The organism is Actinokineospora alba, from assembly GCF_004362515.1.
GTDB lineage: Bacteria > Actinomycetota > Actinomycetes > Mycobacteriales > Pseudonocardiaceae > Actinokineospora > Actinokineospora alba.
On sequence record NZ_SNXU01000001.1, the window covers coordinates 542,031 to 558,780 of the forward strand.

15 protein-coding genes are annotated in these 16,750 nt (G+C 73.3%); 6 read left to right on the forward strand and 9 right to left on the reverse strand.

What is annotated here, in order from left to right; genetic code table 11:
• Positions 1 to 105 precede the first annotated feature (105 nt).
• On the forward strand, positions 106 to 936 hold the full coding sequence (locus tag C8E96_RS02480) for an isocitrate lyase/PEP mutase family protein (RefSeq protein ID WP_091381950.1): 831 nt from the start codon (positions 106 to 108) through the stop codon (positions 934 to 936).
• Here the strand turns inward: C8E96_RS02480 and C8E96_RS02485 are convergent.
• Positions 917 to 1,639 carry a TetR/AcrR family transcriptional regulator gene (locus C8E96_RS02485; RefSeq protein WP_091381948.1) on the reverse strand — a complete coding sequence of 241 codons (723 nt, stop codon included), beginning with the start codon at positions 1,637 to 1,639 and terminating at the stop codon, positions 917 to 919. The genes C8E96_RS02480 and C8E96_RS02485 overlap by 20 nt on opposite strands.
• Before the next feature lie 93 nt (positions 1,640 to 1,732).
• Here C8E96_RS02485 and C8E96_RS02490 point away from each other — a divergent pair, with 93 nt between their 5' ends.
• Positions 1,733 to 1,948, forward strand: coding sequence for an antitoxin (locus C8E96_RS02490; protein WP_091381946.1), 216 nt, complete (start codon positions 1,733 to 1,735; stop codon positions 1,946 to 1,948).
• 46 nt (positions 1,949 to 1,994) lie between these two features.
• On the opposite strand, the gene C8E96_RS02495 is transcribed toward C8E96_RS02490, so the two are convergent.
• The 3 genes from C8E96_RS02495 to C8E96_RS02505 form a co-directional block, all read right to left on the reverse strand.
• Positions 1,995 to 3,635 (reverse strand): ABC-F family ATP-binding cassette domain-containing protein, encoded by a 1,641-nt coding sequence (locus C8E96_RS02495; RefSeq protein ID WP_091381944.1) that lies wholly within the window; start codon positions 3,633 to 3,635, stop codon positions 1,995 to 1,997.
• Between the two features lie 32 nt (positions 3,636 to 3,667).
• Positions 3,668 to 3,898: a hypothetical protein gene (locus tag C8E96_RS02500; protein ID WP_091381942.1), complete on the reverse strand. Its 231-nt coding sequence runs from the start codon at positions 3,896 to 3,898 to the stop codon at positions 3,668 to 3,670.
• 87 nt (positions 3,899 to 3,985) lie between these two features.
• On the reverse strand, positions 3,986 to 4,333 hold the full coding sequence (locus tag C8E96_RS02505; protein WP_091381940.1) for an MmcQ/YjbR family DNA-binding protein: 348 nt from the start codon (positions 4,331 to 4,333) through the stop codon (positions 3,986 to 3,988).
• A 23-nt stretch (positions 4,334 to 4,356) separates the two neighbouring features.
• Here C8E96_RS02505 and C8E96_RS02510 point away from each other — a divergent pair, with 23 nt between their 5' ends.
• Positions 4,357 to 4,734, forward strand: coding sequence for a DUF1707 SHOCT-like domain-containing protein (locus C8E96_RS02510; protein WP_091574570.1), 378 nt, complete (start codon positions 4,357 to 4,359; stop codon positions 4,732 to 4,734).
• On the opposite strand, the gene C8E96_RS02515 is transcribed toward C8E96_RS02510, so the two are convergent.
• Both C8E96_RS02515 and C8E96_RS02520 read right to left on the reverse strand, forming a co-directional pair.
• Positions 4,731 to 7,118: a LuxR C-terminal-related transcriptional regulator gene (locus C8E96_RS02515; protein ID WP_091381936.1), complete on the reverse strand. Its 2,388-nt coding sequence runs from the start codon at positions 7,116 to 7,118 to the stop codon at positions 4,731 to 4,733. The genes C8E96_RS02510 and C8E96_RS02515 overlap by 4 nt on opposite strands.
• Positions 7,115 to 8,536 (reverse strand): Hsp70 family protein, encoded by a 1,422-nt coding sequence (locus tag C8E96_RS02520; RefSeq protein ID WP_133794127.1) that lies wholly within the window; start codon positions 8,534 to 8,536, stop codon positions 7,115 to 7,117. The genes C8E96_RS02515 and C8E96_RS02520 overlap by 4 nt, the downstream gene beginning before the upstream one ends.
• A gap of 275 nt (positions 8,537 to 8,811) precedes the next feature.
• On the opposite strand from C8E96_RS02520, the gene C8E96_RS02525 reads away from it, so the two are divergent.
• The 3 genes from C8E96_RS02525 (at position 8,812) to C8E96_RS02535 (ending at position 13,981) form a co-directional block, all read left to right on the forward strand.
• Entirely contained in the window at positions 8,812 to 10,908 is a 2,097-nt protein-coding gene (locus tag C8E96_RS02525) for an IniB N-terminal domain-containing protein (protein ID WP_133794129.1), read from the forward strand.
• Positions 10,909 to 10,994: 86 nt separating this feature from the next.
• Positions 10,995 to 12,809 (forward strand): dynamin family protein, encoded by a 1,815-nt coding sequence (locus C8E96_RS02530; protein WP_176926824.1) that lies wholly within the window; start codon positions 10,995 to 10,997, stop codon positions 12,807 to 12,809.
• Positions 12,806 to 13,981 carry a hypothetical protein gene (locus tag C8E96_RS02535; protein ID WP_091381928.1) on the forward strand — a complete coding sequence of 392 codons (1,176 nt, stop codon included), beginning with the start codon at positions 12,806 to 12,808 and terminating at the stop codon, positions 13,979 to 13,981. Before C8E96_RS02530 ends, C8E96_RS02535 begins: the two co-directional genes overlap by 4 nt.
• On the opposite strand, the gene C8E96_RS02540 is transcribed toward C8E96_RS02535, so the two are convergent.
• From C8E96_RS02540 to C8E96_RS34375, 3 genes are read right to left on the reverse strand one after another with little or no spacing between them, the layout of a single operon-like run.
• Positions 13,962 to 14,822, reverse strand: coding sequence for a sucrase ferredoxin (locus C8E96_RS02540; RefSeq protein WP_091381926.1), 861 nt, complete (start codon positions 14,820 to 14,822; stop codon positions 13,962 to 13,964). The genes C8E96_RS02535 and C8E96_RS02540 overlap by 20 nt on opposite strands.
• Complete coding sequence (locus C8E96_RS02545; protein ID WP_228770180.1) at positions 14,819 to 16,075, reverse strand: cupin domain-containing protein; 1,257 nt, start codon at positions 16,073 to 16,075, stop codon at positions 14,819 to 14,821. The genes C8E96_RS02540 and C8E96_RS02545 overlap by 4 nt, the downstream gene beginning before the upstream one ends.
• A complete protein-coding gene (locus C8E96_RS34375) occupies positions 16,072 to 16,662 on the reverse strand; it encodes a hypothetical protein (RefSeq protein ID WP_091381922.1) in 591 nt (196 codons plus the stop codon). Before C8E96_RS34375 ends, C8E96_RS02545 begins: the two co-directional genes overlap by 4 nt.
• Positions 16,663 to 16,750 lie beyond the last annotated feature (88 nt).

Sequence of the window (16,750 nt, forward strand, 5' to 3'; positions counted from 1 at the left end):
TCCGGCAGGTGGCGGGGCTAGCCAAAAATCGACTTGACCTGCCACTTGCCAGTACTGTCGCATTCTCGCTACTCCATGTCGGTGGCTGCTGGTTGACTTTCCGGCATGAAGACATCCCAGCAAGATCACGCAGCGCGGTTCCATGAGTTGCACACAGCGACACCCGTCCTGGCCTTGGCGAACGCCTGGGATGTGGCCAGCGCGTGTGTCAGCGTCGCGGCGGGCTGTTCCGCCGTGGCGACCACCAGCGCCGGTGTCGCGTGGAGTCTGGGCGCCGCCGACGGCGACGCGCTCGACCGTTCGCTCGCCCTCGACCTGATCGCCCGGGTGGTGGCGGCGGTCGACGTGCCGGTCACCGCCGACATCGAGACCGGTTTCGGCGCCACCGCCGCCGAGGTCGCCGAGACGGTCCGCGGCGTGCTCGCGGCGGGCGCGGTCGGGGTGAACATCGAGGACTCGTTCCGGACGGACGCGAGCCCCCTGCGCGACACCGCGGCGCAGGCCGAGCGGCTCGCCGCCGCGCGCGCGGCCGCGGACGAGGCGGGCATCGCGCTCTACATCAACGCGCGGACAGACGTGTACCTGCGCGGGGTCGGCGACGAGGACTTCCGTCTCGACGAGACACTGCGCCGGGCACGGGCCTATCTGGACGCGGGCGCCTCAGGCATCTTCGTGCCGGGCTTGGCCGACCTGGCCACGATCAAGGCGCTGGTGGCGGAGATCCCGGCGCCGGTCAACATCATGGTCGGTCCGGGGGCGCCGAGCATCGCCGAACTCGGCGGCGTCGGTGTGGCGCGGGCGAGTCTGGGCGCGGCTGTCGCGGAGGCGGCCTACGGGCTGGCGCGCCGGGCGACCGAGGAGCTGCTCGGGTCGGGCACCTACGAGTCCGTGGCGGGCGGCATGACGTGGTCGGAGCTCAACGCCCTGTTCCACTGAGGACGGTGAGCCGGGCGGCGACACCGTCGATGATGCGGGCGATGGCGAAGGTGAAGAACTCGTCGTAGTACGCCTCGACGCCGCCCGGCCGCTGGGTCATCTCGTAGACGAACCGGCCGGTCGCGGCGAGCCCCGGCAGGTCCTCGCGGTCGCGGTAGGAGCTGAAGACCGCCGCGGCCTCGGCGCGCAGCCGGGGGCTGTGCTCGCGGTCGTCCTCCAGGGCCACGAACTGGCAGGCCTGGGTGAGCAGCACGTTGCACACGAGGACGCTCTCCTCGCCGAACCCGGCCGCGTCGAGCACCCGGACGCCGCGGTCGATGACACGCCGCGCCGAGGCGACGATCGGGCCGTACAGCGCCAGTCGCCTGGCCACTCCCGGCGCGGCCCGCAGCACGGGCCGCATGCCCAGGAGCAGTTCCTCGAACCAGGTGCGCCACTCCCGCGGCTCGGGGACCGCGAACTCGGCGACGACCCGCTCGATCACCCCGGCGACCACCGCCTCGCGGTCGCCGACGTGGTGGTAGACGACGGCCGGGTAGGCGCTGACGGCGCCCGCGAGCTGGCGCAGCGTCCAGTTCTCCAGGCCCTGCTCCCTGGTCAGTGCCAGCGCCTCGTCGACGATCCGCTCCGCGGTGACCGCGGGCAGCCCCGCGGCGTCCCGTGATCTGGGCCGGGATTTGTCCACGGATGCGTAAGTCGGCATACATCGAACACTATCGGTGCTGGAACAGGCGCATGGAGCGGAACCTTCTTGGGTACTTGCAACGTTGAACGGCCGAGCCGAAAAGGAGTACCGATGCCGAAGCTACGCAAGCTCGCCGCCCTCGCCGGGGCGGCGGCGGCCGCGAGGAAGTACGCGAACAAGCACCCGGAGAAGGTCGACCGGGCGGCGACCAAGGCAGGCCGGATGATCGACCAGCGCACCAAGGGCAAGTACCACACGCAGATCGATGGTGCGCTGCGCAAGCTGCGCGCCAAGCTGCCCGCGCACCCGACGACGCCGGCGGCCTGACCGGCTGACCACGGACTTCCCTCGTGCCGCCGGGGGGAGTCTGTGGTCAGTCTTTTTCTGAGACGGACCCCTCGTCCACCACGAACCGACGATTGACCGCGACCGCGTCGAGCATGCGGCGGTCGTGGGTGACCAGCAACAATGTGCCCGGGTAGTCCGCCATGGCCGACTCGAGCTGCTCGATGGCAGGCAGGTCCAGGTGGTTCGTCGGCTCGTCGAGCACCAGCAGGTTGACGCCGCGGGCCTGCAGCAGCGCCAGCGCGGCGCGGGTGCGTTCACCCGGTGAGAGAGTCGCGGCGCGGCGCAGGACGTGGTGGGCCTTGAGCCCGAACTTCGCCAGCAGGGTCCGCACGTCGGCGGTCGGCCAGTCCGGGATCTCGCGGCTGAACGCGTCGAAGAGCTGCTCGTCGCCGAGGAACAGGCCGCGGGCCTGGTCGACCTCGCCGACCGAGACGCCAGGCCCGAGGTACGTCTCACCCGAGGTGAGTTCGGTCCGGCCGAGCAGGGCCGCCAGCAGGGTCGACTTCCCGGCGCCATTGGCCCCGGTGATCGCGACCCGGTCGGCCCAGCCGATTTCGAGCGACACCGGCCCGAGCGTGAAGTCGCCGCGCTGGACGACGGCGTCGCGCAGGGCGGCGACGACCGCGCCGGTGCGCGGGGCGGCGGCGATCTCCATCCGCAGCTCCCACTCCTTGCGCGGCTCCTCGACCACATCGAGACGCTCGATCATGCGCTGGGTCTGGCGGGCCTTGGCGGCCTGCTTCTCCGAGGACTCCGAGCGCAGCTTGCGGCCGATCTTGTCGTTGTCGCTCGCCTTGCGGCGGGCGTTGCGGGTGCCCTTGTCCATCCAGCCGCGCTGCATGCGGGCCCGGTCCTCCAGCGAGGACTTGGTGGAGGCGAACTCCTCGTACTCCTCACGGGCGTGCCTGCGCGCGACCTCGCGTTCCTCGAGGTAGGCCGCGTAGCCGCCGCCGTACTCGCGGATCTGCTGCTGGGCGAGGTCGAGTTCGAGGACACCGGTGACCGTGCGGGTGAGGAACTCGCGGTCGTGGCTGACCACGACGGTGCCCGCGCGCAGCCCCGAGACGAAGTCCTCCAGCCGGGCCAGGCCGTCGAGGTCGAGGTCGTTGGTGGGCTCGTCGAGCAGGAAGATGTCGTAGCGGCTCAACAGCAGGGAGGCCATCCCGGCCCGCGCGGCCTGCCCACCGGAGAGCGACACCATCTCCTGGTCGAGGCGCACCCCGAGCCCGAGATCGGCCACCGCCGCCTCGGCCCGCTCGTCGAGGTCGGCCCCGCCGAGCGCCAGCCAGCGCTCCAAGGCGTGGGAGTACTCGTCCTCGGCACCCGCGGTGCCCGCGCCGAGCGCCTCGGCGGCGGCGTCCATGGCCTCCTGCGCGTCGGCGACCCCGGTGCGCCGGGCGAGGAACGCGCGCACCGACTCGCCGGGGCGACGGTCGGGCTCCTGCGGCAGGTAGCCCACGATGGCACTCGACGGGCTGAGCCGGACCTCGCCCTGCTCGGCGGGCAGCAGCCCGGCCAGCGTGCGCAGCAGGGTGGACTTGCCCGCGCCGTTGACGCCGACCAGGCCGATCACGTCACCGGGGGCGACGACCAGGTCGAGCCCGGAGAACAGGGCACGGTCGCCGTGCCCCGCGGCCAGGGCCTTGGCCACCAGGGTCGCGCTCATCGACACACACTCCGTTTCGTGGCCCGCCGGTTCTAGCGCGGCACGACGTCAATGATGTCCGACTCGTTAATCCATTCGGGGACGGCCCTCTCATCACCCGGCCGGGGCATGATCGGGAACCGGTAGAGGTCGAGGTACGGATGCTGCTGCGCGGGCCCGGCGACGACCCCGATCCCGATGAACCGGGCCTTCCCCGCGTCGAAGTCCCACTGCGCGAAGGTGACGGTCCGGCCGCGTTCGGGCCAGTCCTGCCTGACGTCCATGTTTCCCCGAACTTAGTTGGATCAGCGCGCTTCATGATCACACAGGAATCACTCGAATGTCGTAACACTCTTGGGTGGATCCCGTGGTCACCCTTCGCGAGCGAGATAGGCCGCGGCCACGCCTTTGGGCACGACCATGCACCAGGCTTCGATGACGAGTTCGCGCATGCGTTCGTGGGTCAGCTTCGACAGGTGGGCGCGGACCCAGTTGAAGCGCTCGTCCGACGGGATCGGCATGAAGTAGACGTCCGGCTCGGCCTCGATGAGCGCGGCTCGCTCGGCTTTCGGGTAGGCGAAGCCGAGTTCGGTCTCGTCGCGGGAGAAGGCCAGGTAGACCAAGCCGCGGACCCGGAACTTCACCCGGTCATGGACCAGCGCCTCCTCGGTGCGCGGCAGCGAAAGCGCCAGCGCCCGGATCTCCCCGACAGTCACCATGCCATCACCGTAGAGTGAGCGTCATGGCTCGGGACGGGAACATCCGCGTCGGCACCGCTGAGCGTGAGCGGGCGATCGACGAGCTCGGCGAGCACTTCTCCGAGGGACGCATCGACGTCGCGGAGTACGAGTTGAGGTGTGGGGCCGCCGCGGCGGCGCGTACCCAGGCTGAGCTCGCGGCACTGTTCGACGACCTTCCCGTGCGGGTGTCGGCCAAGCCGCTGACGCCCGCGCCGAAGGATCCACTGGTCGACCGGTCCGGCCCCAAAGACCGCACGATCATCACCGTCTTCGCCATCGTCGCCGCCGTGGTCACGGTCGTCGTGGTGGCCATCACCCAGTTCTGGCTGGCGCTGATCCCCGCGCTGATCATCGGCATCGTCATCTTCATGATGTCCTAGGCCCGGTTGCCCAGCAGCGCCCGCAGCTGGGCGAGCAGGTCGCTGCGGCTGGTCGCGCCGAGCCGGGAGCGCATCCGGGCCATGTGGTGCTCGACGGTCTTTCCCGAGATGAACAGCCGGTCGCCCACCTGCTTGTAGGTCAACCCGTCAAGCACCAGCCCGGCCACCTGCAGTTCCCGCTCGCTGAGCCGGGCCGCGCCCGAGCTGTCCTCGACGACCGGGGCCGCGGCGCCCGGGCCCTGCAGGACGCGGGCGCAGTCGAGGAGGCCGACCATCGCCTTGCGGTCGGCGGTGCGGATCGCCGCCTGGCCCGCGAGGCGGGCGGCGTCCCAGCCGAGGCCCGCGGCGTGCAGGCCGCGGGCGGCGGACTCGACGTGTTCGGCGTCCACCGTGCCCGCGAGGACGAGCCGCCAGCTCTGCGCGGCGTGCGCCATCGTGGTGTGGAACGGGCTCGCTGCCGCGGTGTCGGCCAGTGCCGCCGCGTGCGCCTCGGCGGCGTCGGGCCGTTCGGCGATGATCTCCGCGTGCAGGCACGACCAGTGCAGCATGGCCGACCACAGCGGCGGGTTTCCCAAGCGGCGCAACAGGTCCCACGCCTGGTCGAGCTGCGGGACGAGCCGGTCGCGGTCGCCGAGACGGGCCGCGGCGACGGCGAACTCGCCCAGCGGCAGCAGGGTGAACAGGTCGACGGGAGTGCGCACGAGTGTCGCGCAGGCGCGGTCCCACGACCGGCGCAGCGCCCCGAGATCGCTGCCACGGCGGGCGATGCCGAGTTCCATGCCGAGCGCGAACTGCGCGTCGCGCGGGGTCAGGTCGGTGCGGCCCGCCACGACCGCGGCCGCCGCGGGTCCGTCGCCGCGGGTCATCGCGATCCACGCGCGCAGCAGCTGATGCCGGTTGACCAGCACCTTTCCGCCGGTCTCGGCGGCGATGGCGCGGTCGAGCAGCGGTTCGGCAAGGGCGGCGGCGCCGCTGTGCGAGGCCATGATCGCGGCCACGGCGGCCGGGCTGTCGGGCAGCAGCGCCGTGCCGCCGACCGGTTCCAGCATCTCCGCCGCACGGGCCACAGTGGACAGTGCGGTGGGCCACGACTCGTCGAGGGAGGACAGGATTCCCTGGGCCAGGGCGGTGATCGCACCGGCGAGCAGGGTCGGCCGCTCGCCGCTGTCGGCTTGTTTGAGCGCGGTTCGCGCGTCGTCGACCCGGCCCGTACCCGCAAGGCCGATGGCCGCGAGCGCCGAACCCGACCACTGGTACAGCTCCGCACTGCGCGCGAGTTGGCCGCGGTGGGCCAGTGCGGCGGCGGCGATCCTTGCGGCGTCGGGGTTCCCGGTCGCGGAGACGACGGCGTCGGCGCGGCGCAGCGCCGAATCGATGTCACCGGACATGGCCTCGGCCTCGGCGTGGCGGACCGCGTCGACCGGATGACCCGCCTCCGCCGCGGCGGCGTAGAGGCGCACGGCGACCCCCGGGGCGGCCTGCGCGGCGGCGGCCTCGAAGACCGCGGCCACCGACGGACCGCCTGCACCCGCGCCCAGCAGCGCGAGGGCCGCGTCGCCGAGTGGGCCACCGCGGGCGAGCCGCAGGTCGGCGAGCCCGCCGAAGACCGCGTCCCGCTGGTCGGCCGGGACGAGTTCACGCAAAACCTTGGCGCCCAAGGGAAGCAGCTCACCGGTGAGATCGAGCAGGCCGGTGCCACGCACCTCGTCGAGGATGTCGGCCACCTCGGCGGGCGAGCGGGCCAGCAGCCCGGCGAGCAGGTCGACCTCGCCCATCCCGACTTCGGCGGCGACCAGCACCCGCAGCGCGTCCGGGCTGAGCCGGTCGAGTTCGAACCGGAACTCCTCGACGGCGGCGCGGGGCACTGTCCCGGAGCCGACGTGCGGGGCGAGCCGGTGGACCAGGCCGGGCACGCCACCGGTCTGCGCGGCCACCAGGTCGATCACCGCGGGCGACGGCGCCGCGCCCGTGATCGCGCGCAGGCACTCGGCCACCCGGTCGCGGTCGAACGGGCGCAGCACGATCTGGCCGCGCAGTCGCCCGAGCAGCGCGGTCAGCCCATCGGGTCGTGGGCGCGGCCGGGCGGCGACGACCAGCCCGGTCGCGCTGTCCGCCGCGTGGGCGGCGAGCTCGGTGAAATCCTGCTCCCCCAACAGATGCGCGTCGTCGACGAGGAGCAGCGGCGCGCCGTCGGCCCCGCGCCGCCAGCGCTTGGCGCCCTCGGCGGTGGCCAGCAGGTCGAGCAGGGCGGTCTTGCCATAGCCGCCGGGGGCGATCACCGCGAGCCGGACGGGCGCGAGCCCACCGGAGACGATCGCCGCGCACAGCCGCCGGGTCGGGTCGTCGAGGACGAGTTCACTCGGGAGCGGGTAGCCGGGGATCAACGGTCGTCCTCACCGCGCCGGGACCGCTTGGGGATGACGAAACGCTTCGCGGGCGGCTCCAACGGGATGATCTCGACCGGGGGCCGCGGCGGCGGTGGCTCGTCACGTCCGCGCTTGCGTGACACGGGCTCGGTAAGGCGCACACCCGCACGCTCCTTCACATCTGCCGCGGGTTCCACCGACTGCGCCCTGGCCGGTGGAAACCCTGGATCGCTGGCTTGTCCTGTCACCGGCCGGAAGCTCGGATGGCTCCCGTCGACGGCGAGGGGTGACGAATCACCCGCGGGCACTATCCCACCCGCGGGGCCCGTCGGTCGAAACCCGGGGTGGCTGGCGTCGGCGGTGAGGTGACCGCCGCCCGCGAACCGCGCGGAACCCAGCCGCGGGCGGGCGGCCAGCGCGGCGCCCCGGCTCGCGGCCGACGCCGGGTCTTCCTCGACCGCGACGGGGCAGTCCAGCCGCGCGGTGGCCAGCGACGCGAGCAGCGGGACGCGGGCGGTGCCGCCCGCCAAGACCACCGCGGTGAGCTGGTCGGCGGGGACGCCCGCGGTGACCAGGCTGAGGTCGTCGACCACCGAGGTGAGCGCGGGTCGGGCGAGTTCGTCGAAGAACGCCCTGGTCACCGTGAGGTCGCCGGGGGCGTAGGGCAGCGGGACGCGGACCTCGGCGGCGACCGAGAGCCGTTCCTTCGCCGCGACGCAGGCCTGCCGGAACTCGATCATCGCGGCCGGGTCGGCGGCGTGCTCCGGGCTGACCGCGAGCACGTGGCTGGCCAGCAGGTCGTCGAGATGGTCCCCGGCGTCGGGTTCCACCATCGGCACGTGGGTGACCAGGTCGAACGCGGCCTGGCCCCGGTAGAGGACGGCGTGCTCGCAGTGCCTGCCGCCGATGAGGGTCAGCGCGATCGCCGTGCCCGCGGGCACCGGCTCGCGCAGGTGGGCGGCCTCCGCGGCGGCGACCACGGTGGGCAGCAGCAACACCCCCGGCAGACCGGCGGCGGCGAGCGCCTCCCGCAGAAGCCCACGACGGTATGACCCCCAATCGGGTGGGTGCGTGACCGCGACCCGCTCCGGCTGGGCGCCCTCGGCCTGGGCGACGACGTCGGCGATCCAGGCCACCACGGCGGCGGCGAGGGTCTCCGCGGGGTAGAGCTCGCCGCCGAGCAGGACCGGCACGCCGTCGCCGACCCTGGCCATGAAGTCGCGGGCGACGCGGTCCGGCTCGGTCGCCGCCCGATGCTCCGCGGCCTGCCCGACCAGCACTTCACCTGCGGTGGAGATGGCGATCATGGACCGGGCCCAGCGGTTGCCACCGTCGACCGGGACCACCTCGGGAGGCCCGAACGCGCCGCCCACGCGCCGACAGACCGCCGCCGTGCCGCGGGTGCGACCGACGTCGATGCCGAGCACATAGGGCATGGGCGTTCCTCCGGATGGCGGCGACTCAGGCCCCAGTTCGTACCAGGCGCGCGATCCCGCACGGCAACCCAGGGTGTTCGTTTCGTGACCCCCTAATCCCCTAACGGGCATCCCCGTATCACCCGTTCGAGTGAGCCCCCGAGACTCGGAGTGATCCCCGATGTAGGTCCCGGCCTTGATCCATAAGTTGATCGTCGACAGCCCAGGTCGATGCCCCCGGCCTCGGGCGACAGACCTCCCCGCACGTCAGCAAGTCCCCCGAAATGGAGAAGTCGTTGAGCGTCACCCCTGAGCCCGCCACCGCCCCCGCCGAGGCGTCCGCCTCCGGCAGCGCGACCGCCACCGCCACGACCAGCACGCAGGTCGAGCCGCAGGAGCAGACCCTGCACGAGTTCGTGCTGACCCTGCTCACCGACGAGTCCGCGCGCGCCGACTTCGCGCAGGACCCGGCCGCGGCCCTCGCGGGCGCCGGCCTCGGTGACGTCACCGCCCAGGACGTCCAGGACGTCATCCCGCTGGTCGTCGACACCCCGGGCCTCGGTGGCCTGGACCTGCCGACCTGCGACAGCGCGATCGAGCAGCTCACCGCCGTCGCCGACGTCGCGGGCAGCAGGTCCGAGACCGATGGCCACTGCGAGACCGATGGCTCGCTGACCAGCGGCCTGACCGGGCTCGCCGACCTCGGCGGCCTCGCGGGCACCGGCGACGTCGCCGGCTCCCTTGACGGCATCACCGGCTCCCTCGTCGCGGGGACCGACAACGCCCTGCTGTCCGCGGTCTTCGACGGCGGCCTGACCGAGGGTGTCGGCGCGGGCTCGCTCGACACCGTCGTCGGCGGCGGCGCCGGCGAGCTGGCCTACGGCCTCGACGGCCTCACGGGCGCCGTGTCCGCCGGTTCGGCGCAGTTCGCGGGCGAGGGCGTGGTCGACGCGACCCTGGACGGCGTGACCGGCAGCCTGGGCCTCGACACCGACTTCTTCAGCACCGCCAACGTCGTCACCGCGACGACCGATGGCGTCGAGTCCGCGTTCGGCGGCACCTCGGCCCTGGGCGCCGTGACCGGCAGCTCGAACCTCGGCCTCGACGGCGGCGCGGGCATCCTCAACATCGAGACCGACCAGTTCGCGCTGGGCGGCCTCGTCGAGGGCTCGACCCAGGGCGTGGAGACCGCCGCGGCGTTCGACTCGGCCGTGGCCGCCGTCTCCGGTGGCTCGTCGGTCGGTGTCGACGGTGCCAGCGGTGCCTTCGGCGTCGAGACCGACCAGGCCGCGGTGTCCGGTGGCATCACCGGCTCCACCGGCGGCGTCGAGACGGTCTTCGGCGGCGACGTCGCGGGCCTCGGCAACCTCGGTGGCGGCCTGACCGCGAGCACCGACGGTGTCGGCGTCGCGTTCGGCAGCGAGTCGGCCCTCGGCGCCAACGGTGGCGCCCTGACCCTGGGCACCGACGGCGCCGCGGGCGGAGTCGACCTGGGTGTCGGTTCCGCCGACCTGGCGCTGGCCGCCTCGGGCGAGCTCGCGGGCACCGTGTCGGTCGGCGGCCAGGAGCTGTCCCTGCCGGAGCTGTCGGCTCCGTCGCTGGGTGGCCTCCCGGCGCTCGACGGCCTCCCCGTCGGCATCCCGTCGCTGGACGGCCTGCCGGTCGAGGTCCCCTCGCTGGACAGCCTGCCCCTCGAGGTCCCGTCGCTCGACGCCCTCCCGGGTCTCCCGTCGCTCGACGGCCTGCCCGTCGACGTCCCCTCGCTGGACAGCCTGCCCCTCGAGGTCCCGTCCCTCGACGCCCTCCCGGCCCTCCCGGCGGTCCCCGCCCTCCCGGCCCTTGAGGTCCCGTCGCTGGGCGACCTGCCCTCGGCCGGTCTGCCCGAGCTGGGCACCGACCCGTCGGACCTGCTCGACTCGGACCTGCTGCGCGGCGACGACACCGCGGGCACGACCGTGGCGAACTACGTCTCCGCGGGCGGCAGCCTGGTCGCGGGCGCGGTCGCGTCCGGTTCGGCCAACCTCGGTGGCATCCTGACCACCACGGGCGCCGACGTCGCCGACCAGATCGAGTCCGGCTCGGCGACCGTCGCCGACCAGATCGCCAACCTGCCCGCGGTGCCGGTCTCCATCCCGGCGGACCTGCCGACCGACCTCCCGGTCGACCTGCCGACGGACCTGCCGACCGAGCTCCCGGTCGACCTGCCGACGGACCTGCCGGTCAGCCTGCCGGGTCTGCCGGACCTGCCGGTCGCCAACCCGCTGCCCGACCTCGGCGCGGCGCTGCCGGACGTGGGTGGCCTGGTCAACGACAGCCCGCTGGGCGCCGTGACCGGCGACGCCGGCCTGCCTGACGTGGGCGGACTCGTCAACGACCTCAACCTCGGTCTCTAAGCACCGGGTGCGGTGAAGGCGGGGTCCTGGTCACAACGGACCCCGCCTTCTTCACCTTGATGGCCGAACACGGCACACTCGACCGGGTGATGGCACCGCCCTGGCTCGCAACCCTGGACGACACCATCCGTGCCTGCGCGGCGCACGACCGCTCGGATCTCGCCGAGAGACTGCTGCTGCGCCGGGCCCGGCTGCTGGAACCGGGTAGACGCGTGGTCATGTTCGGCCGCGCGGGCCAAGGCAAAAGCCAGCTGGTCAACGCCCTGATCAACGCCCCGGTGTGCGCGGTCGGCGACGACGTCACCACCGTGGTCCCCGCCGTGGTGCGCCATGCCGAGACCCCGACCGCCTCGGTCGTGACCGGATCGGTCCGACCCGCGCTCGGCGGCTCCATCGAACGCTCCGGCGCCCCCGTCGAATCGGTGAGCGCCCGGGCCAACAAGCTCGCGAAGGTCCGCGACGACGTCCTTCGCTCCGAGATCGGCCTGCCCCGCACGCTGCTCAGCGCGGGCCTGGTCCTGGTCGACTCCCCCGCCGTCGGCGACGCGCGGTGCCCCCGGACCATCCGGGCGATGGGCGCGCTGGCCGAAGCCGACGCCGCTGTGCTGGTCACCGACGCCACCGGCGAGCTGACCGCGCTGGAACTGGACGTGCTGAGCCAGATCGTGCGGCTGTGCCCGACCGTCGTGGTCGTCCTCACCAAGATCGACATCGTGCCGGACTGGCGGGACGTCGCCGAGGCCGACCGGCGCGCCCTGGAAGAGGCCGGACTGCCCTCGACGGTGATCCCCGTGTCCTCGGCGCTGCGATTGGCCGCCGTGCGGGCCGATGACCGCGGGCTCAACGCCGAGTCCGGCTTCGGCGACCTGATCACGCACTTCCAGAAGTCGATCCTGGCCGACCCGGGCGCCGTGGTCGCCAAGGCGGCCGCCGCGACGAGCAAGCTGGCGCTCGACCAGCTGATCGCGCCGCTGCGTCAGGAATTCGAGGCCGCCACCCCGACCACCGACGCCGCGGCGCTCGCCGACTGGCACGCCGCGGGCCGCCGGGTCGAGGAACTGCAGCGGGAGGCGAGCCGCTGGCAGACCCAGCTCAGCGACGACGTCGCCGACCTGATGTCGGACGTGGAGTACGACCTGCGCGACCGCACCCGCAAGATCCTGCGCGAGGTCGACGACTACTTCGAGGTCGCCGACCCGGCGAAGGTGTGGGACGAGTTCGAGGAGTGGATGACCGAGAACCTCACCGCGCTGGCCGAGGTCAACTCCGACTGGCTGCTGGAGCGGTTCGAGTGGATCGCCAACCGGATCGCCCGCGAAGTCGTCCCCGACGCCGACCGGCTGCCCGCGTCGGTGCTGCGCGCGCTCACCGGCGAGCACACCGAGGGACTCCGCAAGCCGCACATCGAGAAGTTCACGCCGGTGCAGAAGCTGTTCGTCGGCCTGCGCGGGTCTTACAGCGGCCTGCTCATGTCCGGTCTCGCGACCACGCTCGCCGGTCTGCCGCTGATCAACCCGATCTCGATCGGCGCCGGCGCGGCCTTCGGCGCACGCAGCGTGTTCGAGGAGCGCGGCGCCCGGCTCAAGCGCAGGCAGGCGATCGCGAAGACCACCGCGCAGCGCCATGTCGACGACTTCTTCCTGTCCTACGGCAAGGAGACGAAGGACTCGATGCGGGTGATCCACCGCGCGCTGCGGGACCGGTTCGCCGAGGTCGCCCAGCGGCTGCGGGAGGAGGCCACCGCGTCCGCCCGCGAGATCAAACGCGACCTGGAGGCGACGGCGGCCCGGCGCAGCGGCCGCGCCGCCGAGGTCCGCCGCGGCCTGGAGAGCCTGACGGCGCTGAGCGGCCGGATCGACGCCGCGCAGTCGCTGCCCGCGCCGCGAGGACTGACCGCGTGACTCTCGACGAGTCGGCCTGGGGCTTGCTTGACCGCGCGCTCGCGGTCTACCGGGACAGCCCGCGCGCCGACGGTTTCCTGCGGGCGCACCAGGCGCGGCTGCGCGGACCGCTGCGGCTGGCCATCGTCGGGCCCGCCGACTCCGGCCGCACCACGATGCTCAGCGCGATCGTCGGCGACGTCATCGGCACCGACCGGCTCGTCGTCGACTGGCCCGGCGAGGTCGAGCTGATCGACCCGAGCACCGACCACCACGTCGACGCCGACGCGACCGTGTACCTGTTGCCGCAGCCCGGATCCGACCTCGCCAAACTGCGTCCCGACCACCCGATCGCCCGGGCGACCCCGATCTCGACCATCGTGGTCCTCTCCCGGGCCGACGAACTCGGCGCTGGCCGCATCGACGCACTCGTCTCGGCGCGGCAGGTGGCCCGCCGCAACGCCAAGTCACCGGAGCTGACCGGGCTGTGCCAGGACGTCGTGGCTGTCGCGGGCCTGCTCGCGGTGGGCGGGTCGACGCTCTCGGTCGACGAGTTCGCGGTGCTCGACCGGATCGGCCAGCTGCCCCGCCCGGAGGCGGACGCGGCCCTGCTGTCGGTGGACCGGTTCATCGCGATGGACCCGATGATCCACACAGCGCTGCTGCGTCGGCTCGGACTGTTCGGCGTCCGAATCGGGATCAGCTTGGTACGCCGGGGAATCCGCGACCGCGACGGCGTCGCGACCGGGCTGATCCGGGCCAGCGGCATCACCGACCTGCGCGAGTCGATCGGCGCCTGCTTCGTCGACCGGGCCCCGGCCCTGCGCGCCCGCTCGGCGATGATGGCGCTGGACATGGTGCTGCGCATGGAACCCCGCCCCGACGCGGCGACGATCGCGGCGGACTTGGAGCGGGTCCTGGCGGGCGCGCACGACTTCCGCGAACTGCGCCTGCTCGCGGCCCTGCGCACCGGCAGGGTGTCCTTCGGCGAAGCGGCGGAGGAAGCCACCGCGCTGCTGGGCGGCCGCGGAACCGACCCGTCGAGCAGGCTGTCGATGTCCGGCGACGCCTACGACGCCCTGCTGCGCTGGCGCGGCCACGCGGAGGACCCCCGACTGGCCGACCGGGAACGCCGGGCGGCGGCGGTGATCGCCCGCAGCTGCGAGGCCCTGGTCAGCGCCTACGCACACTGACCGGTTCGAAATGCCGGATCGCCGCGGGGACCCTGGCCCGGCAGGTCAGCGGGGTGTCGCTGCGTTCGAAGACCGCGCGCACCCGGACGAGCCAGCCGTCCGCCAGTTCGACGTCCCACTCCTCGTGCGCGACCCGCTCGACCGACACCGGGGTGTACGAATCGAGGTCGCGCACACCAGTGCGCTCCCGCACGAACTGCTGCGCCGCCTGCGCCGCGGGCGGAAACGTCGACCGTCCACGCAACCGTGGCAGGTCAAGCCTTCCGGCCTCGAACTCGTCGGCGATCCCCGCCGCCGCGCGGGCTTCGACCTGCCCGAAGTAGAAGCCGTGCGGCAGCACCAACAGGTTCGCGGCGTATCGGTCGCCGCCGACATGTGAGCACTCCCAGGCTCGGCCGGGCCTGGTCGCCGCGAGCGCCGCCGCCACCGGCCTTCCCCGGACCGCGCAGCACGTGTCGTGCCTGCCGTGGGTGCACACGAGGTAGACCGGTTCCTCCGACGGTTCCCCGCGCGGGTCGGCGAGACCGAGGTCGAGCAGTTCGTCGTGGTCGTCGAACTCGTTCCACCACAACCGTTCCCGCCGCGCGTCGACCAACGCCCACTGACGCGGGCCCGGACCCGATCTGCCCGGGCGGCGGATCAGCAGCACCCGCGCCCCGATCTCGGCGGCCTGTTCCGTCACGGATCTGGCGACCTTCGGCGTCAGCGCCGACTCCCACAGCGCGTCCGGACCCCACGGCCCGGGTTGTTCGATCAGCACCCAGTGGTGGACCGGCGGCGCGCTCGCGCCGATCAGGTCGCCGCGGCGCAGGCAGCCGTCCGAGCACCGCTCCCGCGTCACACTGGATCACCCATGGCGACCAGCATTCCCTCCCGGAGCAACCTGCGCACCAGGACGATCTGGTCGGCCACGGGCAATCCGGGGATTTCCCCCACCACACAAGGCTCTCCGCCGAGCAACCCGGCCAGCGCGGGGGCCGTGGAGACCGGCAGCGAAAGCTGATCATCGGGTAGTTCGACCCGCACCCGGTCGCCCTCGGTCTCGAGCCGGTACCGCAGGCCCGGGCGGACGCGCACCCGCATGCCCTCGGCGACCGACTGAGCGGCGGCGACCTGGGCCAGCGGGCTGATCGGGGCGGGCCGGTTGCCCTGCCACACCCGGCCGCGCACCCGCCTTGCCACGTCGGCCGGGTCCGCCTTGGCGAGCACATCGGCCAAGGCGGCGACGGTCTGGGCGAGGTGGGGAGCGAGTTGGGCGGGGTCCGCGGCGTCGATGCCGAGCGGCAGGGACGACCGGAGTTCGACGTCGTCGCCCGCGAGGGCGAGCAGGGCCTCGGCCAGCGCGTACCTGGTCAGGACGTGGATGCCGACGGTCAGGTGGGCGGAGACCCCGCCGAGCGCGGTCGCCGAGTGCAGGTAACCGCGCGGGAGGTAGAGGGCGTCGCCGGGGGAGAGCACCGTGTCGATCAGCGGCGGCTGCCCGGCCCGCGCCGCGACCGCGTCGGCGCGGCGGTCCCATGGCTGGTCGCGCAGCGGGTCGCGGTGGACGGGTTCGTGGATGTGCCAGCGCTTGGTGCCGTCGAGTTGCAGGACGAACACGTCGTGCACGTCGTAGTGGGCGGCGAATCCGCGCGACGATGCGGGCGTGATGTAGGCGTTGACCTGCACGGGATGACCGAGGTCGACACCGAGCTGCCCGGCGAAGTCGATCAGCGGCGGCCAGAGCCGGTGCAGGCCTTGCAGGACCAGGGTGTGACCGTCGGCGAAGAGCCGGGTCACCTGGTCGTCGGCGACCTGGTCGGCGATCTCCGCGCCCACCCCGCCGCCGCGGGTGAACTGGTTCGAGCCGACGACGGCGCCGTTCTTGGCGACCCGCAGGAAGGGTGCGCGCAGGCCGCGTCGGGACAGCAGGTCGTCGACACCGGCCAGGGTCAGCAGGTCGTCGAATCCCTTCGGCAGCTCGGCCGCGGGACTGAGCAGCGGGGACCGGCCCCAGTGGGCCGAGGCGAAGTGGTCGGGATCGGTCGCCACGCAGCGGCGTAGGGCCGGGCGGTCAGTGGACCGCCCGGCCCGCCCGCCGGGGACAGTGGTCACCTGGAGCCGAAGCCGCCGGAGTCTTCCTCGCCACGGCCGCGGCCGGATTCGTCGTCGAGTCCGCTGCCCGCCCGGCCGCCCGATTCGGTGTCGCCGTAGGCGCCGCCACCGGAGCCGCCGGTCGCCGAACCATCGGCACCGCCGTCAGCGCCGCCGTCCGACCCGCCGAATCCGCCGCCACCGGAACCGCTTTCCGAGCCGCCGCCGCCGAAGCCGCCCCCACCGGAGCCACCGCCGCCGCCCGCGCCGCCGTCGGCACCGCCATCAGCACCGCCATCGGAACCGCCGCCGCCGAACCCGCCGCCGCCACCACCGCCGGCACCACCACCGCCGGAGCCACCGCCGAAGCCGCCGCCACCGGCCCCACCGCCATCGGCGCCGCCGTCGTGTCCGCCGGGCGTTCCCTCAGCGCCGCCATCGGCCACGCCATGGCTGCCTCCGCCGCCGAATCCGCCGCCGCCCGCGCCACCGTCCGCGCCGCCGTCGGCGCCACCGTCATGACCTCCGGGCGAACCTTGCGCGCCCCCGTCCGCTACCCCGTGATTGCCCGCCTCGCCGCTGCGGATGTCGTCGTCGTCCAGGGACATGGTGTCCTCCGTGTTGTCGGCGTTGAGCTTCTACGCGGAACTGGTACCCCCATTCGGGGGTTTCCATGCCACCTTTTCACCAGGACCA